This window comes from Cryobacterium aureum (genome assembly GCF_002954245.1).
GTDB classification, from domain to species: domain Bacteria; phylum Actinomycetota; class Actinomycetes; order Actinomycetales; family Microbacteriaceae; genus Cryobacterium; species Cryobacterium aureum.
The window spans coordinates 129,227-149,049 of the sequence record NZ_PPTG01000048.1; the positions used below are offsets into that span (position 1 = coordinate 129,227).

A 19,823-nucleotide genomic window follows, 5' to 3' on the forward strand; every position below is an offset into this window, starting at 1 on the left:
AACCGATGACCAGCACAGCGAGAGTCCACCGGCTGGCCGTGATTCGCGGTGACGGTATCGGGCCCGAAGTCATCGATGCCGCACTCGAGGTGCTCGGCGCAGCGCAATCGGCGTTCGGTTTTCGGGCCGAACTCACCCAGATTTCGGCCGGAGCTCGGCACTACCTGGCCACCGGCGAACTCTGGACGCCCGCCCTTCAGGCACAGCTTCGTGACCACGACGCCATTTTGTTCGGTGCCATGGGCGACCCCGCCGTCGCGCCCGGAATTCTGGAACGCGGGTTCATTCTCGAGATGCGACGCAGCTTTCAACAGGCAGTGAACCTGCGCCCGGTCAAGCTCTATCCGGGTGTGGCCACGCCGATCGCTGGCCTCAGTCCGGAACGCTGCGACCTCGTGATCGTGCGAGAGAACACCGAGGGATCCTATGTCGGGCGGGGATCGACGGTGCACGCCGGCACGCCGCACGCCGTCGCCGTGCAGGAATCCGTCAATACCCGAATGGGTGTTGAACGTGTGGTCGAGTTCGCGTTTCGCCTGGCCGAACGGCGGGGTGGCACGCTGACCCTGTGCCACAAGAAGAACATCCTGGTCGAGGCCGGCACCCTGTGGCAGTCGACGGTCGACGAGCTGAGCGCGCGCTTTCCCACAGTTCCCGTGGACTACGTGCACGTCGATGCCTTCTGCTTCTACCTGCCGACGACCCCGGAACGCTTCAACGTGGTCGTGACCGACAATCTGTTCGGCGACATCATCACCGACCTCGGCGCGGCCATCCAGGGAGGCCTGGGCGTCGCCGCGAGCGCGAACCTGAACCTCGATGGCTCCGGACCAAGCATGTTCGAAGCCATTCACGGCTCCGCACCCGACATTGCCGGCCAGGGCTGGGCGAACCCGATCGGGGCGATACTTTCGACCGCGATGTGCCTGGCCCACCTCGGCGAAGGCGACGCTGCACGGGCCGTCGAGGCGGCCGCCGTGCACGTTCTGGCCCAGTTACCGGCGACCGCCGGCCCGGGTATGGGTTTCTCGACCGCCGAGCTGGGCCGGGAGATCGCGTCGCTCGTGCACAGCGGCGCGCCGGTACCGATTGTGCCCGGCTATTCCGTGATGGACGACCTGGCCGCCCTGCGCTGACGGGGGGAACGCCGAGTGGTTGAGCGGTCCGTCAGCCTATGGTCATGAATGCGACCGTGCCACCGAGAACCGTCATGAGCACAGCCAGGACCATGCCGATGATCGGAACCCAGAACGCACGGCGCCGCTGAACCAGCCGAACGATCGAGATCACGATGCTGATGAGAACAACTGACGCCGGACCGAACGTGGCGATGCCCGCGCCGATTGTCAGCCCGGTACAGTCGGCGGCTGAGCAGTTTGTCACGGCGAGAAAGATTCCAATGATGCCGAGCACCCACGCGAGTGCGATACTGAGCAGCAGGAGTGCGCTGGTGGCGAGAATCGACCCGAGTGTGCTCGATGGCCCCGACGGATTCTCCGTCGGCTGACCGTCAATGGAATCTCGACGTGCGTGATTGGTCATGGTGCTCCTAGAGCGGATGGGAAGGCTGGTGTGAGTTCAGCCTAGGGGTTGGTAACCTTGACCAGTCCCGCCCCCGTAGCTCAGTGGATAGAGCACCGGCCTTCTAATCCGATTGTCGTAGGTTCGATTCCTACCGGGGGCACCGAAAAAGTCGTCTGACCAGGGTTTCTTGTCCTCACCGAAGGGGCAAGACTTGATTCACTCAACGTTTATTCAACGTTTATTCCGCGGCGCCCGCCCCTTGTGGGCGCTCGGAGAGAAGGTACGCGACCCAGTTCGATTCCCCTGGTGTGACCTTGGGCACCTACGGGTTATGGATGCTACAAGTCTCTCGGGGCTCGGTTTGGAGCCCGTACTCACGACGAGCGAGCTCGCCAAGTATCTCGGCGTGCACGTGCAGGCGATCTACGACCTGCGTACCGATGGCCGCGGCCCATCTGGCATTCGAGTCGGACGGGAGATCCGCTACCGCGTCTCCGATGTTCTTCGGTGGCTGGACAGTCTTCACGAGCCCGTACCTTCCATGGGCGGCCGCGGGGGCGAGCGCTGATGGCCGGCCGACCACGACTGCCGATCGGTACGTTCGGCGCGATAAAGACGACCGAGGTCGGTGCAGGGCGTTTCCGGGCGACGGCTCGTTTCCGCGACTGGGACGGTCAGTCGAGGCAAGTCACCGCGACCGGCTCGAGTCGCAACGCGGCGAGGCGGAGGACGGGGAACATCTGCTGTTCTTCACGCGGAACGGCAAGCCACTCGGGCCGCACAACGTCCGGCGCACATTCCGCGAGATTCTCCGGAACGCTGGCCTCGAAGGCATGGGTATCACCCCCACTCTTTCCGCCGAACGGGGGCGACGCTGCTCGCCAACGAACTGGGATTGCAGGCTGCGGCCGATGTACTCGGACACACGTCGACGTCGACGACAAAGGCACACTACGCGGAGCCTGACCGCGCCGTAAAATCCGAGCCGGCGACGGTGCTGCAGCGGCTGGCTCCGCCTTCGTAAAGAATCCCTTGATCCTCTAAACGCCAACGTCGAACGTTTTGTCCTCCGGGAGATCGAAGCGACTCTCCTGTGGTGGGAGCCCGGCTGCGTTCACACGAAATCGGCGTGAATTCTTGGGCGGTCACAAGGAACCCGCAGGGGGAGGAACAATTGCGTTTCAGTCTTTAGATCTGGCGTGCGGGATAAGTCAGAATAGGACGCACACGTAACTATGGATCTACCGCTAAGCATTGGTATAGTCATTCCATGGCCACGTTTGACGAAAAGTTACCCTGGGCGCCGATCGGTTACGAGGAACGGCCCTGGCGCAGCGTCCTAGACGACTATGGCTCACGAACGCAGAAGCGTCTGTCATCCGGGCCGTACTTGGCGTCGGTGCCCGCATTCATTGCCGATCTCGATATCCCGCTGAGCAGCGAACTCCACGCGCTGACCGAAGAGGCCGCCAGTGAGCTTGCCCGCTTCGATGCCGAAGTGGGACAGATCGCGGCACCATTCGCATCCATTCTCCTGCGCACGGAGAGCGCCTCCAGCTCAGAGATTGAGAATCTCACGAGCGGAGCACGCCAGATCGCGCTGGCGGAGATCGGTGAGCATTCCTCGAAGAACGCACAGCTTATCGTCGGCAACGTCCGAGCGATGCAAGCGGCCCTGGCACTGTCCGAGTCCATCGATGGACGCGCCATCCTGGAAATGCATCGTGCACTCCTCGAGCACAGCAATCCGGACATCGTCGGTCACTGGCGTGACCAACAGGTCTGGATCGGAGGCGGGAACCTAGGGCCGCACACCGCACAGTTTGTGCCGCCGCATCACGATCGAGTCCTCGAGCTCATGGACGATCTCGTCGCCTTCGCCAGCCGCGACGACCTTCCTTTGCTCGCTCAGACCGCAATCGCTCACGCTCAATTCGAAACAATCCACCCGTTCCCTGACGGCAACGGAAGGGTGGGTCGCGCGCTTATTCAGGCGATGCTGCGCGGTGGGAAGCTCACTCACAATGTGGCCGTTCCGGTGTCCGCGGGGCTCCTCCACGACACCAGTCGATATTTCGAGTCCCTTAGCGCATACCGGTCCGGGGATATTGCCCCGATAATCCGCTCCATCGCGGAGGCATCGTTCGCCGCGGTGCACAACGGACGCATCCTCGTAGTGGATCTCGAAACTGTGCAGGTCGACTGGCGCGGGCGCATCAACGCAAGACGAGACTCGGCGGCCCATCGACTAGTAGGCGTTCTGCTTCGTCAACCCGTGATCGGATCGGCCGCAGCCGCGGCTGAGCTTGACGTCTCGACCGTCAACGCTCAGGTCGCTATCGACCGACTCGTTGACGCTGGCATTCTGACTCAAATTACCGACGGACGGCGAAATCGGATCTGGCTCGCCAAAGATGTCGTTCGGGTCCTTGACGAATTTGGCGCCCGGGCGAAGAGGCGCCGATAGCCGGTGTTCCGCGTCGCCGGTTGGGGACAACATGCAGAGCCGGGGGTCGGGGCGCGCAGTGTCCTATAGGGGAACCTACTGTGGGACGCGTCTTGAAGGCGCAGGCTTGATAGCGTGACGGGATGATTACTCAAACGCTCGTTGTCGCTGCGGTGTGTTTTCGCGACGACGCCGGCAGGATACTCACCGTCCGTAAGCGCGGTACAAGCTTTTTCATGCTGCCCGGCGGAAAATCCGAGCCCGGGGAAACTCCTGGTGCGGCCGCTCTCCGGGAAGTTTATGAGGAGCTGGGCGTGACGGTCGCGGAGGAAGATCTCGCCCTGCTGGGCAGCTGGACTGCCGCCGCAGCAAACGAGCTGGACACGATCGTCGACGCGACCGTCTATTGCAGCGATGTCGTCCTAGCGCCGGTAGCGTCGGCGGAAATTGTTGAGCTGCGATGGGTAGATCCCACCGCCACGACCGAACAGGACGTTCCACTCGCGCCGCTGCTCCTTGAATTCGTGTTTCCCGCCCTGGCCGCCTGATGCAGGTCGCTATCTTCACCGGATCCGCATTCGGTCACCGCCCAGTTTTCGCTGAAGGTGCAGCCCTGCTCGCTCGCACGTTGGCTGAGCCGGAATCGGGATCGTTTATGGCGGCGGCAATGTTGGCTTGATGGGCGTCATCGCCACCGAGGCACTCAGTCACGGTGGTTCCGTCATTGGCGTCATGCCGGGATCTCTCGTCGACCGAGAATTAGCCCATCCGGGCCTCACCCGGCTGGAAATCGTTGAGACCATGCACGAGCGCAAAGCGCGGATGGCTGAGTTGTCCGATGCCTTCATCGCTCTTCCGGGCGGGACCGGAACCTTGGAGGAATTCTTCGAAGTCTGGACCTGGCGCCGCCGACACTCGTGATCAGGTAGAGCGCCCAGAGGACAGTCGTCGGGATGAAAAAAGGAGAACGATCCGTTTCCTCAATTTCTCCGCCGAACCGCGCCAGAAAGCGGTCCCGATAGACCGCCGTCGGTCCCTGCAACAGTTCCGTCACGGGATCAGGCACGCGGCCGTCGGGTAGCGCGAGAAAACGGACAACCTGAGGTTCGTCGATCCCCGACGCCGCTAAGAGCGGTGCGAGGCGGTCGCGCTCGAGGTTCGTGGTCCATCCATCGAGAGATATGCTCCATCGGCCGGCTTGGTCCGGATTGCCCATCTCTCTGTACCGTTCCGCGAGCACCCGGCGAACAGAATCAAGGGATGGGTCAAGACGGACGGCGTCCTTCAACATGCGCAATGTGTCGGGTCGACGTCCGCTCGACCACGCGGAGGAGGCTCGTCGCAGCAGCGGCTCTTCATTCACGTGCCACAGTCTGACCCACAACGCGTTGCAACCGTTGAATCACTGTCTCGGCTCTCGGCTCTCGGCCTCGTAGGCTATGTCGATGGCTGAGACCATGATGTCTTAGGTGAACGGTTGAGGCCCTCGGTCTGGCCACTAGGGCCCAGACGTTCCAGACACTATCGGCAGCGATGGACTTCCCTGAGGGCGCGGTAGTCCTCGTACAGCCAGGCGGACCGTCGCCAGCAAGAACTCGTCATCACTGGGCATGGAAGGCTGATGCAATGGAAGCCTTGGATTTGATTCGAACACTCAACGCACGTCCGGCTGTGCGTTCATTCAACGATCGCTCGGTGCCGTTGGAAGTGCTCAGGCAAATTATTGAGGTTGCCCGGTGGACTGGCTCAGCCAGAAATCGGCAGCCGTGGCGCTTTATCGGAGTCTCTGACAAGGAACTCCTCGAAAAACTCGGCGCATTGGGGGCATACGCGCAGCACATCGCGGCCGCACCGTGCGCCCTCATTCTCCTCTCGGCCGACAACGGTTTTCAGGACACGGAGTTCGATCTCGGCAAGGTCAGCCAAACGGTCACTCTCGCCGCGACCGCTTTGGGGCTCGGGAGCTGCCTGGCAACGATCTACCCGGAGGCCAACGTGACGAAGGCAGCAACATTGCTCCGAGTGGAAAGCGGATGGCGCCCACACCACGCCATATCCCTCGGCTACCCGGGCGCTCCAATGCCGGGCAAACGAGCGATCACCACCGGCCGACTATCTACCTTAGAATTGTTATCCACACACCGCCTGTAAATCCGGACGGTAACCAGGACGCCTGAGCAAGCGATCGACGGCTTTCAGCCCGTTCCGGTGGGCAACGCTTAGCGGTCCGGAAAGGCTGACAGCGCCTTGTCCCACTCATCGGCCGACGAGTCAAGATCTGAAGCCGTCAAACACGGAACGGCAAACTGCCACGCCGCGTCAGGCGCCGATACGTCCCCGCTGATGACCAGCCAATTGTCATCCCACCCATCGCCGGCAGTGGTCGCGAACTAATATCGAACAGGCTCCAACGTCACAGACGCTCGCGTGCCCACACCCAGCTGCATGGATAAATCCTACTGACCGCAGTCTTGCTGAAGCGTGCGCTCACCGTCACAAAAAAGTCCAGCCACGCGGCCCCGTAAGCCGAACCCCCTGTGGGACATCGGAGGCGTCCGGTTAGGGGCTCCGCGACCGGGATCGCCGTCGCGATCAGCTGAGCTCAGGCGTGAAGGTCGGGCGCGGCGCCGCAGTCACTGCGTGTCGCTGAACAATTCCATGATCGTCGGACCCATCTCCACCTGCGTCAACACGATCTGGAACGACCCGTCGGGGTCGATGAACATGTCTGTGCCCAGCCCGCCGGACCAGCCGTATCGTCCGGCGTGCTTCCCCTCGGTCTGGACCGCCACTCCGAACCCCCATCCCGTGCCATCCCAGAAGCCGGGGTAGAAACTGTCGGGCGTTTTGGCTGCGGCAGGGACTTGATCGGTGCGCAGTTGTTCCAGCAGGTCCGGCTCGAGGATGAGCCGCCCCTGGTGCCGTCCTCCGGCGGCCAGCATCATCGCGAAGGCCGCGTAGTCGCCAGCTGTGGATACCAGCTCAGCATGGCTGAGGTCGAATGGCGCTGGTGCGAGGTAGAAGCCGTCCGCAGCCGGTTCCGTCTGCACCAGTCCGTCCGTCTCGTCGTGACGGTATACGGCCGACAGGCGGTGCGCCTGTTCTGGTGGGACTGTGTATGCCGTATCGACCATTCCGAGCGTTTCGAACAGATCCTGAGCCAGGTGCTCCTCGAGGGACCCGCCGACCAGACGGGAGAGGAGAATCCCAAGGATCCCGAACGAATGGTGGTAGCGCCACCCGGTGCCCGGCTGGAAGGCCAGCGGCAACTCGGAGAGCGCGTTCAGCCAGGCCTGCGCACCCAGCTCGACCGGCTCCTGCCCGGCTGCGGTGCGATTTGTGACCATCGCTTCCCGTAGCGGACAGGGGGTGGTCATCACGCCGTATCCGGAGGTGTTGGTAAGCAGATGCCACACCGTTATCGGCGTGGTCGCCGACTCAGTGTTGCTCAGGGGCGATCCTGGCGTTCTCAGTACGTGGCGATCGGCCAGTTCCGGTAGCCACGTCTCTGCGGGGTCGTCCAGACTCAGACGACCGGTCTGGACGAGGCGCAGAGTGGCGACTGCAAGCACCGGCTTGGTCATCGACTGGATGCGCACGATGGCGTCGCGTGGCATGTCGCCCGCGCTGATGATCTCGACGTGCCCATCTGGATTGCCGGTCACACCGACGATGCCCGGGGCCGTGCCGCGCGAGACGTGCCTGTCCAAGATTTGTGGCAGCGTGCTCATTCATCCCTCGATTCAATCGGTATCAAACACCAGATAGGGTCAGACTCAAACGAGGCGAGCCGCCACAACGACGGAGTCCGAGGTCCCACACCATCCATTGGACGAGTTCACCACCGTGAGATCGTTGATTTCACGGGGATTTTCTGACGACTAGGGCGAGTGTGATTCCACTCTATCTGTGCCTCGGAGCCATGTCAGGAGCCGGGGACGACACCGAATGAGACGGCCGTAATCCAGGCCACCCAGACGCGCTGAGGAGATGATCGCGCCGACGAGTCCGGCGTCGAAAACGACCGTTCTGAGGCGGCCCCTGGCGGCGATGCCGATGTCATTGTCATACGAGTCTGCACAGTTCGAGTTCAGGCCACTGCGAACTTGGCATTGTTCCCGTAAGCGGAACCCCCTACGGGGCTCCGAACATGTCACGAAATTTGCGCGGTGCCCTTGAAGAGCTTGGGCTGCGGGGCCCGATATGATTTCGTTGTGTCGAGCGAGCCAACTGGAACCCGAATCGCTGCGGTGGCACTCTTCGCCGCTTGGCTTGTACACGACCTAGAAGAGGCGTTCACTTTCCCGGCCACGTCCAGGCTGCTCGCCGCACGTTTGGGCACCGGCCGCGTGGTAGTTTCTCCGGCGCAATCTGTACTCGCCATCGCGCTCATGGGAGTGCTTGTTGGCGCGGCCTGCGTTCGCGGCGCACGCACCCAAGGAAAGTCACGTCTTTACCGGGCGGTGTTAGCGGGTTTGGAAGCTCATGTGGTCACGCACATCGCGACTTCGATTTCCTTCAAGAGCTACACCGCTGGACTCATAACGGCACCCTTGGTGATGTTGCCTGGCGCGCGAGTAGCCCGGGCTCAACTCCGTCGAGGTGGCTCGCCGCTCCTGCTGCCGTCAGACACCGTACGTGGCGGTGCGCTTTTGTTCGCCGCGGCCATAGTTTCACATGTCGTTTCACGCCTCGTCCTCGGAACGGATTACCCGCGGGTGCGAATCCCACGTACGTAGCAAATCCGGCTTCGGCGTCAGCCAAACCTCACTCGGGCATCGTCCGCTTACCCAATTTTCGAGTCACTTGTTCGAAGTCTGCAGGAGCGAACGGGACAGATGCGAGCGCGCGCGTGAAGCTCCCCGACGAGAACGCCCACCGAGCCGACGGGCACGCCGCAATTGATCGCTATTTCGTCTTACGGTTGGCAGGAGAATTGCAAGCCCGCAAGCCGAACCCCTGCCGGTCACGGTCGCCAGCGTTCGCTCGCGTTTCGACGACGATAACTGCGGGCACCTGTGAGGACTGCCGTTCGGTAGCATGGTTCACCCGAGCGGTGGGCGTCGTGACGTTGCGCTTGGTGCAGCAATCTCACCGCCGCGTATGCTGATGACGCTGCACCTTCGTTGGCGGCATAATGAAGTGATGCTCGCCACCCGACGTGCCCGTCACGATGTTGTGTCAGCCTCGCTCGCCGCCCGCGCCGACGATGAGTTGTCGGCGTCTCTCCGCTCTGCACCTGCGGGCGCTGTCGGCGGCGGTTCGTCGGTGCTCGAGGTCGACGGCATCCCGGTGTTCGCCAAGCGGATCCCGATCACCGACCGGGAGCTGGCGCATCCGCTCAGCACCGCGAACTTGTTCGACGTGCCACTCCTCTGCCAGTACGGCATGCACCGCCTCGCCGGCCCCGGATTCGGCGCGTGGCGTGAGCTGGCCGCGAGCATCACCGTCACCGAGGGCGTGCTCGCTGGTGAGTCCGAGACCTTCGCGCTGCTGCACCACTGGCGGGTGCTGCCGGGCCGACCACCCGTCGCCTCCGAGCACGAGGATATCGAGGCGGTCGTCGCACAGTTTGAGGGAGACACGGCGGTGCGGACCCGCCTGGAGGCATTGGCCGGGGCACGCTCCAGCCTCGTGCTCTTTCTCGAGTATTTCCCCGCCCCTCTCATAGACACGCTGAACGATCCATTGGGTAGTGCCGAGAGGTTCGAGCGGCAGCTCTTCGAAGCCGTCGCATTCCTGCGGAGCCGCGAGCTGCTCCACATGGACGGACACTTCGCCAATATGCGGGCCGACGTCGATAGGCTCTATCTCGTCGATTTCGGCCTGGCTACATCGTCTCGGTTCGACCTGTCCGACGCCGAGCGTGACTTCGTCGCCCGCCACGTCAACCACGATGCCGACTACGCGTCAATGCGCCTTGTGAACTGGCTGGTCACCACGGTGTGCTCGGTGCCCATGCCGGTCAGCGGGGGCCCCGCCGAACGCAACGCCTACGTGCGTCGCTGCGCGACCGGTGACATCCCGCAGGACATACCGCACGCGGTGGCTGCGATCCTCGCCAGACACGCCCCCGCGGCGGCCGCAATGAACGACCTCCACTGGCGTCTGGTCGATGGCGACATCCATGCGCAGTATTCCGACCCCCTCCCCACGCCACGGGCAAAGCAATGATCCTGCCAGGACTCGCGATTTGTGCCCGACGCCGCAACGTGTCACGTCCGGTTGCTTCGTCGACGCTCGTACCAGCGATACGATCACGATCACGATCACTTCACGAGTCGAGAAGCACGCCCTCCGCTCTCGGAGGGAGGGGATTGCGTGCAGGATCGATTGTCCGGGTGCGACCCGTCACGAAGTCCCGTCCGCCAACGTCTTGCGGGACGTACTTATCGCGAGCGCTGTGCGAGGGTCCGGAACTGGCTCGAGAAGCGATTTTCCTGTAGGACGTGCATCGCACAGCCAGGCGGAACGTCGTCGGTAGTCAAGGGGGAGCCGGGCCCGCGTATTTCAACCGCACCCCGGCGTTCGACACGGCATTCAGCGTGTCGGCGAGGACACCCCACCACTGAGACGTTGAGCCTAGGAAGGTTGGTCACAGATTCTTCCGCACCGCAGAGGCGGTTTCGCGAGAGGACCCTTCAGAGGACAATCGCGGTGAGGGCACAATGGATGGATGACACTTGATGAGGAGCTCGACTGGATCTTCACTGTTCGCGATCGGAATGACATGCAGCCCACAATCGATGCGCTGCTACCAATTTTGGCGGAACACCCGGCTGACGCTCGCGTGCTTTACGAAGTGGGCGGCGCTTACGACACTGCCGGTAAGGAGCAGACCGCCCGATCGTTCTACGAGCAAGCCTTCCAGGCTGGCCTCTCAGGTGACCTGCTGCGCCGATGCTACGTCCAGTACGGATCCACGCTGCGGAATCTGGGCGAGTTCGCTCGTTCGGTGGAAGTCTTCGAGCGTGCCCGACAGGACTTCCCGGACTCGCCATCACTGGCGGTGTTCCACGCGATCTCCCTTCACGCTTCCAGCCGCTTCGATGAGGCCGTCGCTGCGTTGCTCGACGTCGTTGCTGAGGGTGTCGAGTCGCCAGATATTCAACGGTATAAACCATCCATCCGCGGCAACGCCGCCTACATCCGGTCCCTCGCGACCTCCGCGCAGCCAGCGAAGCAGCACAAAACCCGTTAGAGGGACGGCGAGTAGGAAGGCCGCGCAGGCGATCAACGACTCTCGCTCCAGTCCCGCAAGCCGAACCCCCATTGCGACGTTTCGACTTGGTTCCTCGCGAGTGCCGCGTGGAGTGCCTTCTTTCCGCGACGACGTTTGACACTCGTGTCAGAGAAAGGGAACTCGAATGAGCCGAGTGGACATTATTAGGTATGGACCACTCGGATGACGTGAGCGAGAGCGCACTGTGGTTGCGCGCGGTCGCCGACGATCCTGAAGCGTTCGGGCGAGTCTTTGAACTTCACGCGGATCGCGTCTTCGGCCACAGCCTTCGACTGACAGGGTCACGCGCCGACGCCGATGATGTGACTGCCATTGCCTTTCTCACAGCCTGGAAACGCCGCCGGTCCGTTCGCGTAGTGGACACATCGATCATCGGCTGGCTCCTCGTAACGGCCACCCACACGGCCCGCAATCTGGCCCGTTCCCGGCGGCGCCAACACTTGGTCCTCGCCAGACTCCCTGCACCTCGCGACGCCGACGATTTCGCGGAAGCTACCGGCCAACGTCTCGACGCTCAATCGCCCCGAACTGGCGTGCGGAAGGCATTCTCCCGGTTGAGCGCGCGGGACCAGGACGTCCTGGCCTTGTGCGTCCTTGAGGACATGTCGATGGCCCAGGCGGCATCGGCCTTGGGGATCCCGGTCGGAACGGTGAAATCCCGACTCGCCCGAGCCAAAGGCCGTCTTGCCCTCGGGGTTAGTGGTGCAGCACCGACTCCGCGCGTGCAGCCAGAAGGGACTGCCTGATCATGAACGACGACAACTTTCTCTCGGAACGCAAAACCCAAATGAGGAACTTCCTTGTCGCTGAAGCGCAAGGTTCGCTCCGTCAGAAGAAACATCCCGTGACTCGAAGAGGGCGCGCAAGCCGCTGGACTGCGCTGATCCTCCTGATCGCGGCCATCGGAACAGGCGGAACGGCGACGGCACTGAACTACGGGACCCTGTTCTACACGCCCTCGGCCACTCCTGGCGAAAAGGCCACACTCGGGCCGGTTCCGGATTGGCCTGTCAACGCAAACGGTCAAACGTTCGGTGTCCAAGGAAGCAGCGCGATCGCACCCGACCTCATCCTCGTCCAAACCCTCGATATGCAGTCGGGCTACGTGTATTCCAAGGACCTTGAAGCCGCTGAAGGCTCGAACGTGAAGTCACCCGAGGAAGCGATCGAGTGGACGAATGCGCACGAAGGAACATACGTCGACATTTTGGCATACGCATCGGACGGCACCACAGTGATTGGCGTATTCCGGATCGGATCCGGCAGACCCTTCACCCCCTAACCACAGAGGAACCCCGTACGGGATCAGTTGAGCTCAAGAATTACCCTCGCATTTTGAGGCATCGCGTAAATCAGCGGCCTGTAGGAGTGAACGTTTCTGGATAGTTGCCGAGCCATCCCCAATGTTTATTGGGCCAGCTCACTACGACTGCGCGGCCGACGACGCTACTGATGGGGACGAAGCCGCCTCCCGGCGAGCCGTTGAGATAGTGGAAAGCCGAGTCGGCTGAGTTATATCTGTTGTCGCCCATTACCCAAAGTTTTCCATCGGGCACGGTGACCGTAAATGGACTCTTGGTCGCCTGGGATTGGCCGTCAGGAACCTGGATGTACGGCTCGTCGATGGGGACATCGTTGATGGTGAGATGTCCGGTCGATGTGCAACAGACCACGGTTTCCCCGGGAAGGCCGATAACTCTTTTGATGAGGTGGTCATTGTTGTCGCCGGTGCTCAGCCCCACAGCAGTGAGCGCGGCGTCTATTGCACTCAGAAGATTCAGCGGCACGGGTTGCTGCGGTGGTAGCCAGTTTCCCGGGTCAGTGAAGACGACGACGTCGCCGTGTTCAATCGGTATCAGGTTAGGAACGAGTTCGTTCACGATAATTCGATCATTGATCAGGAGCGTGTTCTCCATCGAAGAAGAGGGGATGTAGAACGAACGAACGACAAACGTTTTGAGAAGGGCTGAGATCAGGACCGCGATGATCACGATGACGACGAGGTCCCGCACGAACTTCAAGGCAGGAGACCCCGCCCTCGTCCGCAGACGCGCACGACGTGTGGCGTTGTCGGCTGGCATCATTCCCCGATCCTAGGGCAGTCATTGAAGCTGAAATCGACCGGGCAATCCAAGTGGTCCCTCGAAAAAAATTCGCTCAGTTTCCCCATCACCGTATGGGGAACCCTTTGTGGGACGCGTACGACTCTACGTTTCGGACTCACTTTTGGCGCAAACCCAGAATTGATGCTGGAGAGGAGCGGAGTTGTGGACTCTGCTGCCAGGTCAGCCTCGGTACAGGGCCGCCATGGCAGTGGCAACGTCCCGCAAAACAGCCCGCGCCTCCGGCGGACTCGTGACACGGAGGTGGTCACCGAATTGCGACAGCTGACGCACGGACTCCACCTGGTCGTAGATCTCACCAGTATCGACGGATACCAGACAAAAGCTGTCATGTATTGATGAAAGGCTTGGCGTAGCCGAGAACGTCAACTAAGGAGATCCCCATGGCAACACCAAACCTGTTCCTCATCTATGTCACCGATGTTGAGCGGTCCACCCGCTTCTACAGCGATCTCTTCGAGATGGAACCTGTCACCGTTACCCCTCGTTATGTCCCGTTCGAGGTGGCCCCGGGCGTGCTCTTCGCTCTATGGTCTGGCCGCGGCGATACCGTCACGACGGCGACGCCGCGAACCAGCGAGTTGGGACTCATGCTGCCCGGGTCAGCATCCGGAGTCGATGACTGCTTCGCGGCGTGGACGGCCAAGGGGGCCATTGTTATCGAAGAGCCGCACGAAGACGTCTTCGGGCGCACATTCGTGGTCGCCGACCCGGATGGCAACCTCATTCGTGTCTCGCCGATCGACTGAAACGGAGTACACGGGCAGGCTCGATTCAGCATTTCTTCCCTTGGAAGGCTCGAAGAACGGACTACTCACCGGACCGGGCGCGGTTTCAAGCGTGAATAGTCACGATCCCAACTATCGGCATGCTGGGTGACAGACGGCGTCTGTTCCGGAGGTATGTCCCGGATCGGGAACGGCGGATTCAACTGGTCGTCGCAACGATGGGCTTTTCTGGCTCTGACAGTAGTCGTTGCATGGCTTGAGCGGGTGTGCTGCCGCCGAGTGTTTTGCGGGGTCGATTGTTGAGTTCGGTAGCGACTTCGAGTAGCCGCTCGGGCGAATGGACGGATAAGACGGCAACGATTTGCTCATGCCGGGTGATGATGGCCTCGAGCGCCTCGCTATTGCGCAGGAACAGGCCATCGACGGCCGCGTGATAGAGCGGCGTGGGTGGTTGATGCATGACGAGCACGGCACGCTTGTCTCCAATTAAGGCTTCGAGTTGGTGCGCCAACCACGCAAGGATCGAATCCGTGACCTGGCCATGGCCGTGGCCGGGTACGGTGACATCCAGCAGGATAATGACGAGCTGTCCAAGCCGATGGAGTTGGTGTACCGGCCCCGGAATCGACGGAGAAAGTCCAAAACGGGACGCAAACGCGACACGGTCGTCCGTGTTCCCCGGGCAGCAAAACACCGGAACGTTCATTGACAGCGCAGCCAGCAGGGACTCGAGGTGTTGAGCGGCCAACACCGTCTGATCGGCCGCAGGAAGGCTGCCCGCGCTCTGAGTCAGGTCGCCGCTCACGATGACAACGTCGGGCCGAACAGCGAGCCCTCTCAGATGATCGGTAACCTGGGTTAATCGGCTGAGGGCCTCGGGGCTTCCATCGAGGTGCGGGTCCGACAAGTGCGCGATGACTACCAATTGTTAGCTCCGATTCACTCTCGACGGTCTCGATCGTCCCATCGGCTTTCTGAGCCTACCGAGCCTCTACCGAACAGTATGGAGCTATCCTGGTGGCCTGCGACCAGACGACCATCCAATGGCGATCCTGATACTCGTAAACATCCGTGTGCCAAGCGCAGATTTCAAGCTCATCGGCGGTGCCGACGCTAAGAACTATTCGTGCGATGTACTTCAGAATCGTCAGGTTTCCTGACGATCTGACGGAGATTTCTGTTTCGGGCTCGAATACGAGGTACTCGAGTCGCTTCGATTCCACGTCGCTGAGATAGGACGATTTTGTCCGTGTGGACCCGTTGGGCGTCACAAGTTGGTAATCGGGTGCATGGAGGCGCTCCGCAACGACCATGTCGCGTTCGACGAGCGCGCGAAGTCTCTCTCGCTCGATATTCACCACTGTCGCAGGATCAATTTTCATATGCCCTGTCTAACAGCAGCGGCCGTCGCCGGCCTGTACCGAGGGGACCAAGCCGCAGCTGCTAGACATACTCGGCGTCGTTTAGCGTTTCTCTACGGGCGGTCTTCGAATCTCGCTTCGTTTGGGCTGCAAGCCATTCGGCGAAGCATGGTCCGAGCTGTTCGACGTCGGAGTTCGGCACCAATCGCCATCACGGATGGCGCGCCGCGTGGCGCCGGGAATCGGCAGGGCACCTGCACGATGCCGTTGCATATAAAGGGCTTACCAGCCGGGTCCCGGCTTGGAAGCGTAGCCGCTCAAGTCTCGCGTCGAAGGACAATGATTCCCACATAGGCGAGCAGTGCCGTCCCGAACGTTCCGAGGAGACCAGCGAGGAATGCCGCATCAACGCTGAACCCTCCGCTGAAGCTGATAACGACGTACCCGACAACCGATAGCAGCACGAGGGCGACATAGGACACTCGGACGAGCCAACCCGCCGGTAAGCGAACGACGGACATGAGAATCATCGCCGCCAACGGTGCAAACATCATCCCGCCGAAAAGCAGAGCCGGCGCCACCCGCACATCGCGGCCAGAGCAGGGACCCATGAGGTTACACGCCGTGGGGAATCCTTGCGCCATCCAGAATACGAGCCAAGTAACGACCACAATGGCCACCGCGGGAAGCACTAATCCGAGGCGACTTTTCAACCGAATATGGGAAGCCATGAAACGAGTGTGGCATTTCGGCGCGCAGAATGAAGCACTGCAAAGGCGTATGATGACAACTCGTTACCGCTCAGGCCGGGCCGCCAAATCGAAGGGTCCAAGGGCGTTTCTAAACAAGGCGGACGATCGCCAAGCTCGGGGACCTCCAGCGCCACGAGCGGAGCAATCGTGGTGCGGCGGCTCAACATTGCTAGAAGACTCGGCGTCCCGTAGAGGGTTCGGTTTGCGGGCGCGAGGTGTTGCGGTCTGGCCGAGCAGGCTGGAATCAGGACTGCGGTATCACGAAGTGCGCAACGACGGTCAAGACCAGGATGATCGGAACGGCAAACACTGTCCGTCGCGACTGTCCGCCCAGACACCGGTTTGATCTGGGTCGGAGCAGCAGCCCAACGAATACGGTCGCCAGCAGCGCGAACAGGATTCCTGCGCTGATCAGCGACGCACGGACGGGCAACAACTGTGGCGGGCACACCGCCGGAAGACTGGCCGCGCAAGCCCAACTGGGAAGGACCGGCTGCGCCATCCAGAGTATGAGTAATCCCAGGAGGACGGTCCCCACTGCGACGGCGGGGGAGCGCGTAGCGCCGACGGTCTGGATGGGCATAGATCCAGACTATCGATCAAGCACTACTGCGGCGCGACGGCTGCCGCGCTTGATTCTTCGCGATAGCGTGAATCAGTCCCGTAGGGGGTTCCCGTTGCGGGCGACTTGCTCAGCGAATCGACTTGAGCGGAATCACGCTTCAACGCGCCCGTTGGTCGTCCGGCCTACGGGCGCTTGCTAGACGGTCGGGAGATGCCGCCGTCCACACGGAATACGGCGCCGGTGATCCGGCTGGTGTCAGTTAGATGGCGGGGTAGGAGTCAGTCTGGTCTCGGAGTCCCTGACCGCTGTCGCAGGGCGTGAATACGGCGCCACCGCAGGTGGTGTCTGCCCGGTTTTGGGGGGCCACCTGAACCGGGCGTGTGCTGCGCGCCGGGCGAGGGGCCGCAGTACGACAAGCCCGTAGATCACGAATATCACACACGTGACGGCCACGACGAGATCGCCGTAAGAAGTGCGCGCGAGGATCGACGTGAAATCAGCGAGTCCGTGAATGACTATCAGCGGCCAGATCCACGAGAAGCGGTATTGAAACGCGGCGAGAGCGAAGCCGTAGGTCGCTGACGCGAGCACGTTCGTCAGGACGTCGTACGTTCCCCTGTCCGTGGTAGCGAAGGCGGACAGGTGTTGCAACCCGAATAGCGCTGCTGTTACCGCGACGGCAGGAATGGCGGTGAAGCTTCGGCTCAACCGGCCAAGCACGACTCCCCGGCTAATGAGTTCCTCATTGAATCCGACCAAGAGGAGCGTGAGAGTCCAGAGCCCGAAACCTGGTGGCTGATCCGTGAGACCGTTCGGCACTACCCGGAACACCGCCTCGCCAAACGGGACTACGAGGAGAAGCAGCGAAGAACGCCCACGCCAGAGCGTCAGGAACCCGACACTTTTCCACAGTTTCAGATACGTGACGAGCGCAACGGCGTAGACGGCACACATCACATTGACGAAGAGGCCCAAGTACCAGCCGGTGACGCCCACAAGCGGCGCCAACCACAGTCCGAACAAGATGACAGCAAAGCGAGCCACGTGCACGATCAAACCGAACAAAACGTCCCGTATTTGTAGTCCAGCCACACAAGGACTCTATCCTCCTCACGGAAACGGTCAACAGAGTGCGCGCGAAACGGTCCATCGTCGAAAAGAGCTGCTGCCTGTTCAGGGCACAGCGGGCGTATTTCGCAATACGCTCAACATATGGACTCTCGAAGGCGGGGGAGGACCAGACGCGCCGACCGCTTGCAAGGGCCCTGTGATTTTTTTCGCATCAAAACTTCGCTATTGGGAGTCCCCTCGTCGGCGACGAGGACGAGTTTGCTGAACACCGCCGACGGGGGTACCAAAGTCGGCGTCCGAAGGCAGACCCGCAGAATTCTTAGCCGTAAGAGGTTCGTCTACGGGCGTTTGATTGGTTGCTGTAGCGGCCCGTACGCCATGATCGGCTTGGGGCGTCGTCCTGCCCTATCTGTATTTGCGGTTCGCTAAAACGCTCGATCATTGGGGATGACATGGAAGTTTCACAAGCCGAGGCCGATGTGCGTCGCATCTATCGTGCTGGATTCCTCGGACCTTTGGTGTCCGCGGTCATCTGGGCGGTCGCCAGCGCGGTCTTCACCTGGGGCTCCGTCACTGCTGGCATGGCTGCGCTCTTCTTCGGCGGCATGCTGATCTTCCCACTGGGCACTCTCCTCATGAAGATGCTGGGCGGCCCAATCGCGTTACCGAAGGGGCATCCATCAGCGGCATTGGCTATGCAGTGCGCGTTCACAGTGCCCCTCGGCATGCTGATTGCAATCGCTCTCGGCATGTACGAGCCCGTTTTCTTCTTCCCCTCAGCGCTCATCATCGTTGGAGCGCACTATCTCGTCTTCATCTCGCTCTACGGAATGCGCATATTCGCGGTTCTGGCCGGGGTCCTGATTTTGCTGGGAGTGAGCGCGTTATTCGTGGCACCAGAACTTGGAGGTATAAGCGGATGGCTGGGCGCCGCCGTCTTCCTGCTTTTTGGGGTGCTGTTGTTTCGCGCCCAAGAGGACGCACACGCAATCGTCTCGTAGGGGGTTCCTCCACAGCAACAGCAGTGTGTCGCGTAGTGCGATCCATTTTTCAGAGACTTCGGGGGTCCCTCTGGTGGTTCGATGCATTCGGACGGTCATCGCGCCGATGGTCGATCCATTCATTTGGACGCCCGCACAACGTTCCTTACTGACGCGGAGCTTTAGCCGTCAGCGGTGAAGGATACAACGACGCGGATCAAACATCGCCTGCGCTGCAGTCTGCCTCATCATTACGATGGTCCACACCTTTAGGGGGCAAAACTTCCCCGCTCACTGCATATGGTTAGCGTCCGAGCAACGCACCGATTCCAAGCCGGAGGCTCAGGTCGCCAGTAAAGGAGCGCCTGTCGTCACGGTTCGATTCGCTTTGTAGTTCGAGCCCGACTCCAACGTTGACGCCCGTTCCAGCGGTGAAACGAGAGTTGTCCCTGTTCTGCCTGGAGGTATGCGAGTCCGACACCACCGCACCCTGTGCCTGCGTTTCGATTGTCGCCGTCGATGACGGTTGCGATTTGGGTGCAGATGAGGAAGTTTATGATGTGGCGGCTGTCGCGCCCAGCTGAGTGCCCGCCGAGTTGGTATCTCGGTTCGAAGAATTCGTTGCGGAAATCGGACGAATCTTGTTAGTTAGAGGGCCTTTGGTACTACGAGGTAACGGAGACGGCGCTCGTAGCGGCAATCACCTTTTCGAGGTCGATGTCATTGCGGACCCTGCGACGCCCATTGCCAGCGCGACATCATCAATATCCGCGATGCCAAGGCAAACTTTTTATACGTGTCCACGAACGCGAACCTCTTTTCGAATTTTAGTCCGGAAGCCTCCCGAACCGGATGCGGGGGTGTCGAAGAGATTTGCTTGTATTTCAGGTTTTTCTCCTGTGGGATCAGTCGTGTGTGTTGGCAGAGTTGTGTGCACCTGCCGAAGTGAACTTCCTGACTTATGACCAGCTGCCTACGGATTTGGATCCGACCCTTCAGGCCATCAAACCGACAAGAGTCCCTCTGACTA

Annotated in this window: 20 protein-coding genes, 1 tRNA gene and 3 pseudogenes; 14 read left to right on the forward strand and 10 right to left on the reverse strand. The window is 61.3% G+C overall.

Annotation, left to right across the window (positions count from 1 at the left end):
• The first annotated feature begins 5 nt into the window (after positions 1–5).
• The gene (locus CJ028_RS17435; RefSeq protein ID WP_105036476.1) at positions 6–1,136 is read left to right on the forward strand and encodes a 3-isopropylmalate dehydrogenase; all 1,131 of its coding nucleotides are present in this window, start codon (positions 6–8) and stop codon (positions 1,134–1,136) included.
• Positions 1,137–1,167: 31 nt separating this feature from the next.
• Here the strand turns inward: CJ028_RS17435 and CJ028_RS17440 are convergent, their stop codons facing one another.
• Positions 1,168–1,542, reverse strand: coding sequence for a hypothetical protein (locus CJ028_RS17440; protein WP_105036477.1), 375 nt, complete (start codon positions 1,540–1,542; stop codon positions 1,168–1,170).
• A gap of 69 nt (positions 1,543–1,611) precedes the next feature.
• Here CJ028_RS17440 and CJ028_RS17445 point away from each other — a divergent pair.
• The 5 genes from CJ028_RS17445 (at position 1,612) to CJ028_RS21540 (ending at position 4,891) form a co-directional block, all read left to right on the forward strand.
• Positions 1,612–1,684: transfer RNA gene (locus tag CJ028_RS17445), tRNA-Arg, on the forward strand.
• 171 nt (positions 1,685–1,855) lie between these two features.
• Complete coding sequence (locus tag CJ028_RS17450; RefSeq protein ID WP_105036478.1) at positions 1,856–2,092, forward strand: helix-turn-helix domain-containing protein; 237 nt, start codon at positions 1,856–1,858, stop codon at positions 2,090–2,092.
• A 702-nt stretch (positions 2,093–2,794) separates the two neighbouring features.
• Entirely contained in the window at positions 2,795–3,991 is a 1,197-nt protein-coding gene (locus tag CJ028_RS17460; protein WP_105036480.1) for a Fic family protein, read from the forward strand.
• Between the two features lie 122 nt (positions 3,992–4,113).
• Entirely contained in the window at positions 4,114–4,518 is a 405-nt protein-coding gene (locus CJ028_RS17465) for an NUDIX domain-containing protein (protein WP_105036481.1), read from the forward strand.
• 130 nt (positions 4,519–4,648) lie between these two features.
• Positions 4,649–4,891: an LOG family protein gene (locus CJ028_RS21540; RefSeq protein WP_240607396.1), complete on the forward strand. Its 243-nt coding sequence runs from the start codon at positions 4,649–4,651 to the stop codon at positions 4,889–4,891.
• Here the strand turns inward: CJ028_RS21540 and CJ028_RS21110 are convergent.
• Entirely contained in the window at positions 4,815–5,261 is a 447-nt protein-coding gene (locus tag CJ028_RS21110) for a hypothetical protein (protein WP_167395148.1), read from the reverse strand. The genes CJ028_RS21540 and CJ028_RS21110 overlap by 77 nt on opposite strands.
• A 335-nt stretch (positions 5,262–5,596) precedes the next feature.
• Between CJ028_RS21110 and CJ028_RS17475 the strand changes: the two genes are divergently transcribed.
• A complete protein-coding gene (locus tag CJ028_RS17475; RefSeq protein WP_161499014.1) occupies positions 5,597–6,121 on the forward strand; it encodes a nitroreductase family protein in 525 nt (174 codons plus the stop codon).
• A gap of 68 nt (positions 6,122–6,189) precedes the next feature.
• Here CJ028_RS17475 and CJ028_RS22105 read toward each other — a convergent pair.
• Both CJ028_RS22105 and CJ028_RS17480 read right to left on the reverse strand, forming a co-directional pair.
• Positions 6,190–6,333: pseudogene (locus CJ028_RS22105) on the reverse strand (WapI family immunity protein); the annotation flags it as partial.
• A gap of 270 nt (positions 6,334–6,603) precedes the next feature.
• Positions 6,604–7,701 (reverse strand): serine hydrolase domain-containing protein, encoded by a 1,098-nt coding sequence (locus CJ028_RS17480; protein WP_105036483.1) that lies wholly within the window; start codon positions 7,699–7,701, stop codon positions 6,604–6,606.
• A 519-nt stretch (positions 7,702–8,220) separates the two neighbouring features.
• On the opposite strand from CJ028_RS17480, the gene CJ028_RS22000 reads away from it, so the two are divergent.
• The 5 genes from CJ028_RS22000 to CJ028_RS17505 all read left to right on the forward strand — a co-directional run bounded on the left by CJ028_RS22000 (position 8,221) and on the right by CJ028_RS17505 (position 12,495).
• On the forward strand, positions 8,221–8,709 hold the full coding sequence (locus tag CJ028_RS22000) for an HXXEE domain-containing protein (protein ID WP_161499015.1): 489 nt from the start codon (positions 8,221–8,223) through the stop codon (positions 8,707–8,709).
• A gap of 406 nt (positions 8,710–9,115) precedes the next feature.
• Positions 9,116–10,144, forward strand: coding sequence for a protein kinase family protein (locus tag CJ028_RS17490; RefSeq protein WP_167395150.1), 1,029 nt, complete (start codon positions 9,116–9,118; stop codon positions 10,142–10,144).
• A gap of 502 nt (positions 10,145–10,646) precedes the next feature.
• Positions 10,647–11,171, forward strand: a complete 525-nt coding sequence (locus CJ028_RS17495) for a tetratricopeptide repeat protein (protein ID WP_105036485.1) — start codon at positions 10,647–10,649, stop codon at positions 11,169–11,171.
• Positions 11,172–11,362: 191 nt separating this feature from the next.
• Complete coding sequence (locus CJ028_RS17500; RefSeq protein ID WP_105036486.1) at positions 11,363–11,959, forward strand: RNA polymerase sigma factor; 597 nt, start codon at positions 11,363–11,365, stop codon at positions 11,957–11,959.
• A 2-nt stretch (positions 11,960–11,961) separates the two neighbouring features.
• The gene (locus tag CJ028_RS17505; RefSeq protein WP_105036487.1) at positions 11,962–12,495 is read left to right on the forward strand and encodes a hypothetical protein; all 534 of its coding nucleotides are present in this window, start codon (positions 11,962–11,964) and stop codon (positions 12,493–12,495) included.
• A 70-nt stretch (positions 12,496–12,565) separates the two neighbouring features.
• Here CJ028_RS17505 and lepB read toward each other — a convergent pair whose 3' ends face one another.
• On the reverse strand, positions 12,566–13,294 hold the full coding sequence (gene lepB, locus CJ028_RS17510) for a signal peptidase I (RefSeq protein ID WP_205684108.1): 729 nt from the start codon (positions 13,292–13,294) through the stop codon (positions 12,566–12,568).
• A 425-nt stretch (positions 13,295–13,719) separates the two neighbouring features.
• Between lepB and CJ028_RS17520 the strand changes: the two genes are divergently transcribed.
• Positions 13,720–14,085, forward strand: coding sequence for a VOC family protein (locus tag CJ028_RS17520; RefSeq protein WP_105036490.1), 366 nt, complete (start codon positions 13,720–13,722; stop codon positions 14,083–14,085).
• A 178-nt stretch (positions 14,086–14,263) separates the two neighbouring features.
• Here the strand turns inward: CJ028_RS17520 and CJ028_RS21545 are convergent.
• The 5 genes and pseudogenes from CJ028_RS21545 to CJ028_RS17545 form a co-directional block, all read right to left on the reverse strand.
• A pseudogene (locus CJ028_RS21545) lies at positions 14,264–14,416 on the reverse strand (IS30 family transposase); the annotation flags it as partial.
• Positions 14,417–14,455: 39 nt separating this feature from the next.
• A pseudogene (locus CJ028_RS21550) lies at positions 14,456–14,989 on the reverse strand (metallophosphoesterase); the annotation flags it as partial.
• Positions 14,990–15,044: 55 nt separating this feature from the next.
• Positions 15,045–15,446 (reverse strand): nuclear transport factor 2 family protein, encoded by a 402-nt coding sequence (locus tag CJ028_RS17530; protein ID WP_105036492.1) that lies wholly within the window; start codon positions 15,444–15,446, stop codon positions 15,045–15,047.
• Between the two features lie 296 nt (positions 15,447–15,742).
• Positions 15,743–16,156 (reverse strand): hypothetical protein, encoded by a 414-nt coding sequence (locus tag CJ028_RS17535; RefSeq protein ID WP_129590534.1) that lies wholly within the window; start codon positions 16,154–16,156, stop codon positions 15,743–15,745.
• Positions 16,157–16,997: 841 nt separating this feature from the next.
• On the reverse strand, positions 16,998–17,834 hold the full coding sequence (locus CJ028_RS17545; RefSeq protein WP_105036495.1) for a CPBP family intramembrane glutamic endopeptidase: 837 nt from the start codon (positions 17,832–17,834) through the stop codon (positions 16,998–17,000).
• Positions 17,835–18,265: 431 nt separating this feature from the next.
• Between CJ028_RS17545 and CJ028_RS17550 the strand changes: the two genes are divergently transcribed.
• Positions 18,266–18,814: a DUF7010 family protein gene (locus CJ028_RS17550; protein ID WP_105036496.1), complete on the forward strand. Its 549-nt coding sequence runs from the start codon at positions 18,266–18,268 to the stop codon at positions 18,812–18,814.
• The last annotated feature ends 1,009 nt before the right edge of the window (positions 18,815–19,823 follow it).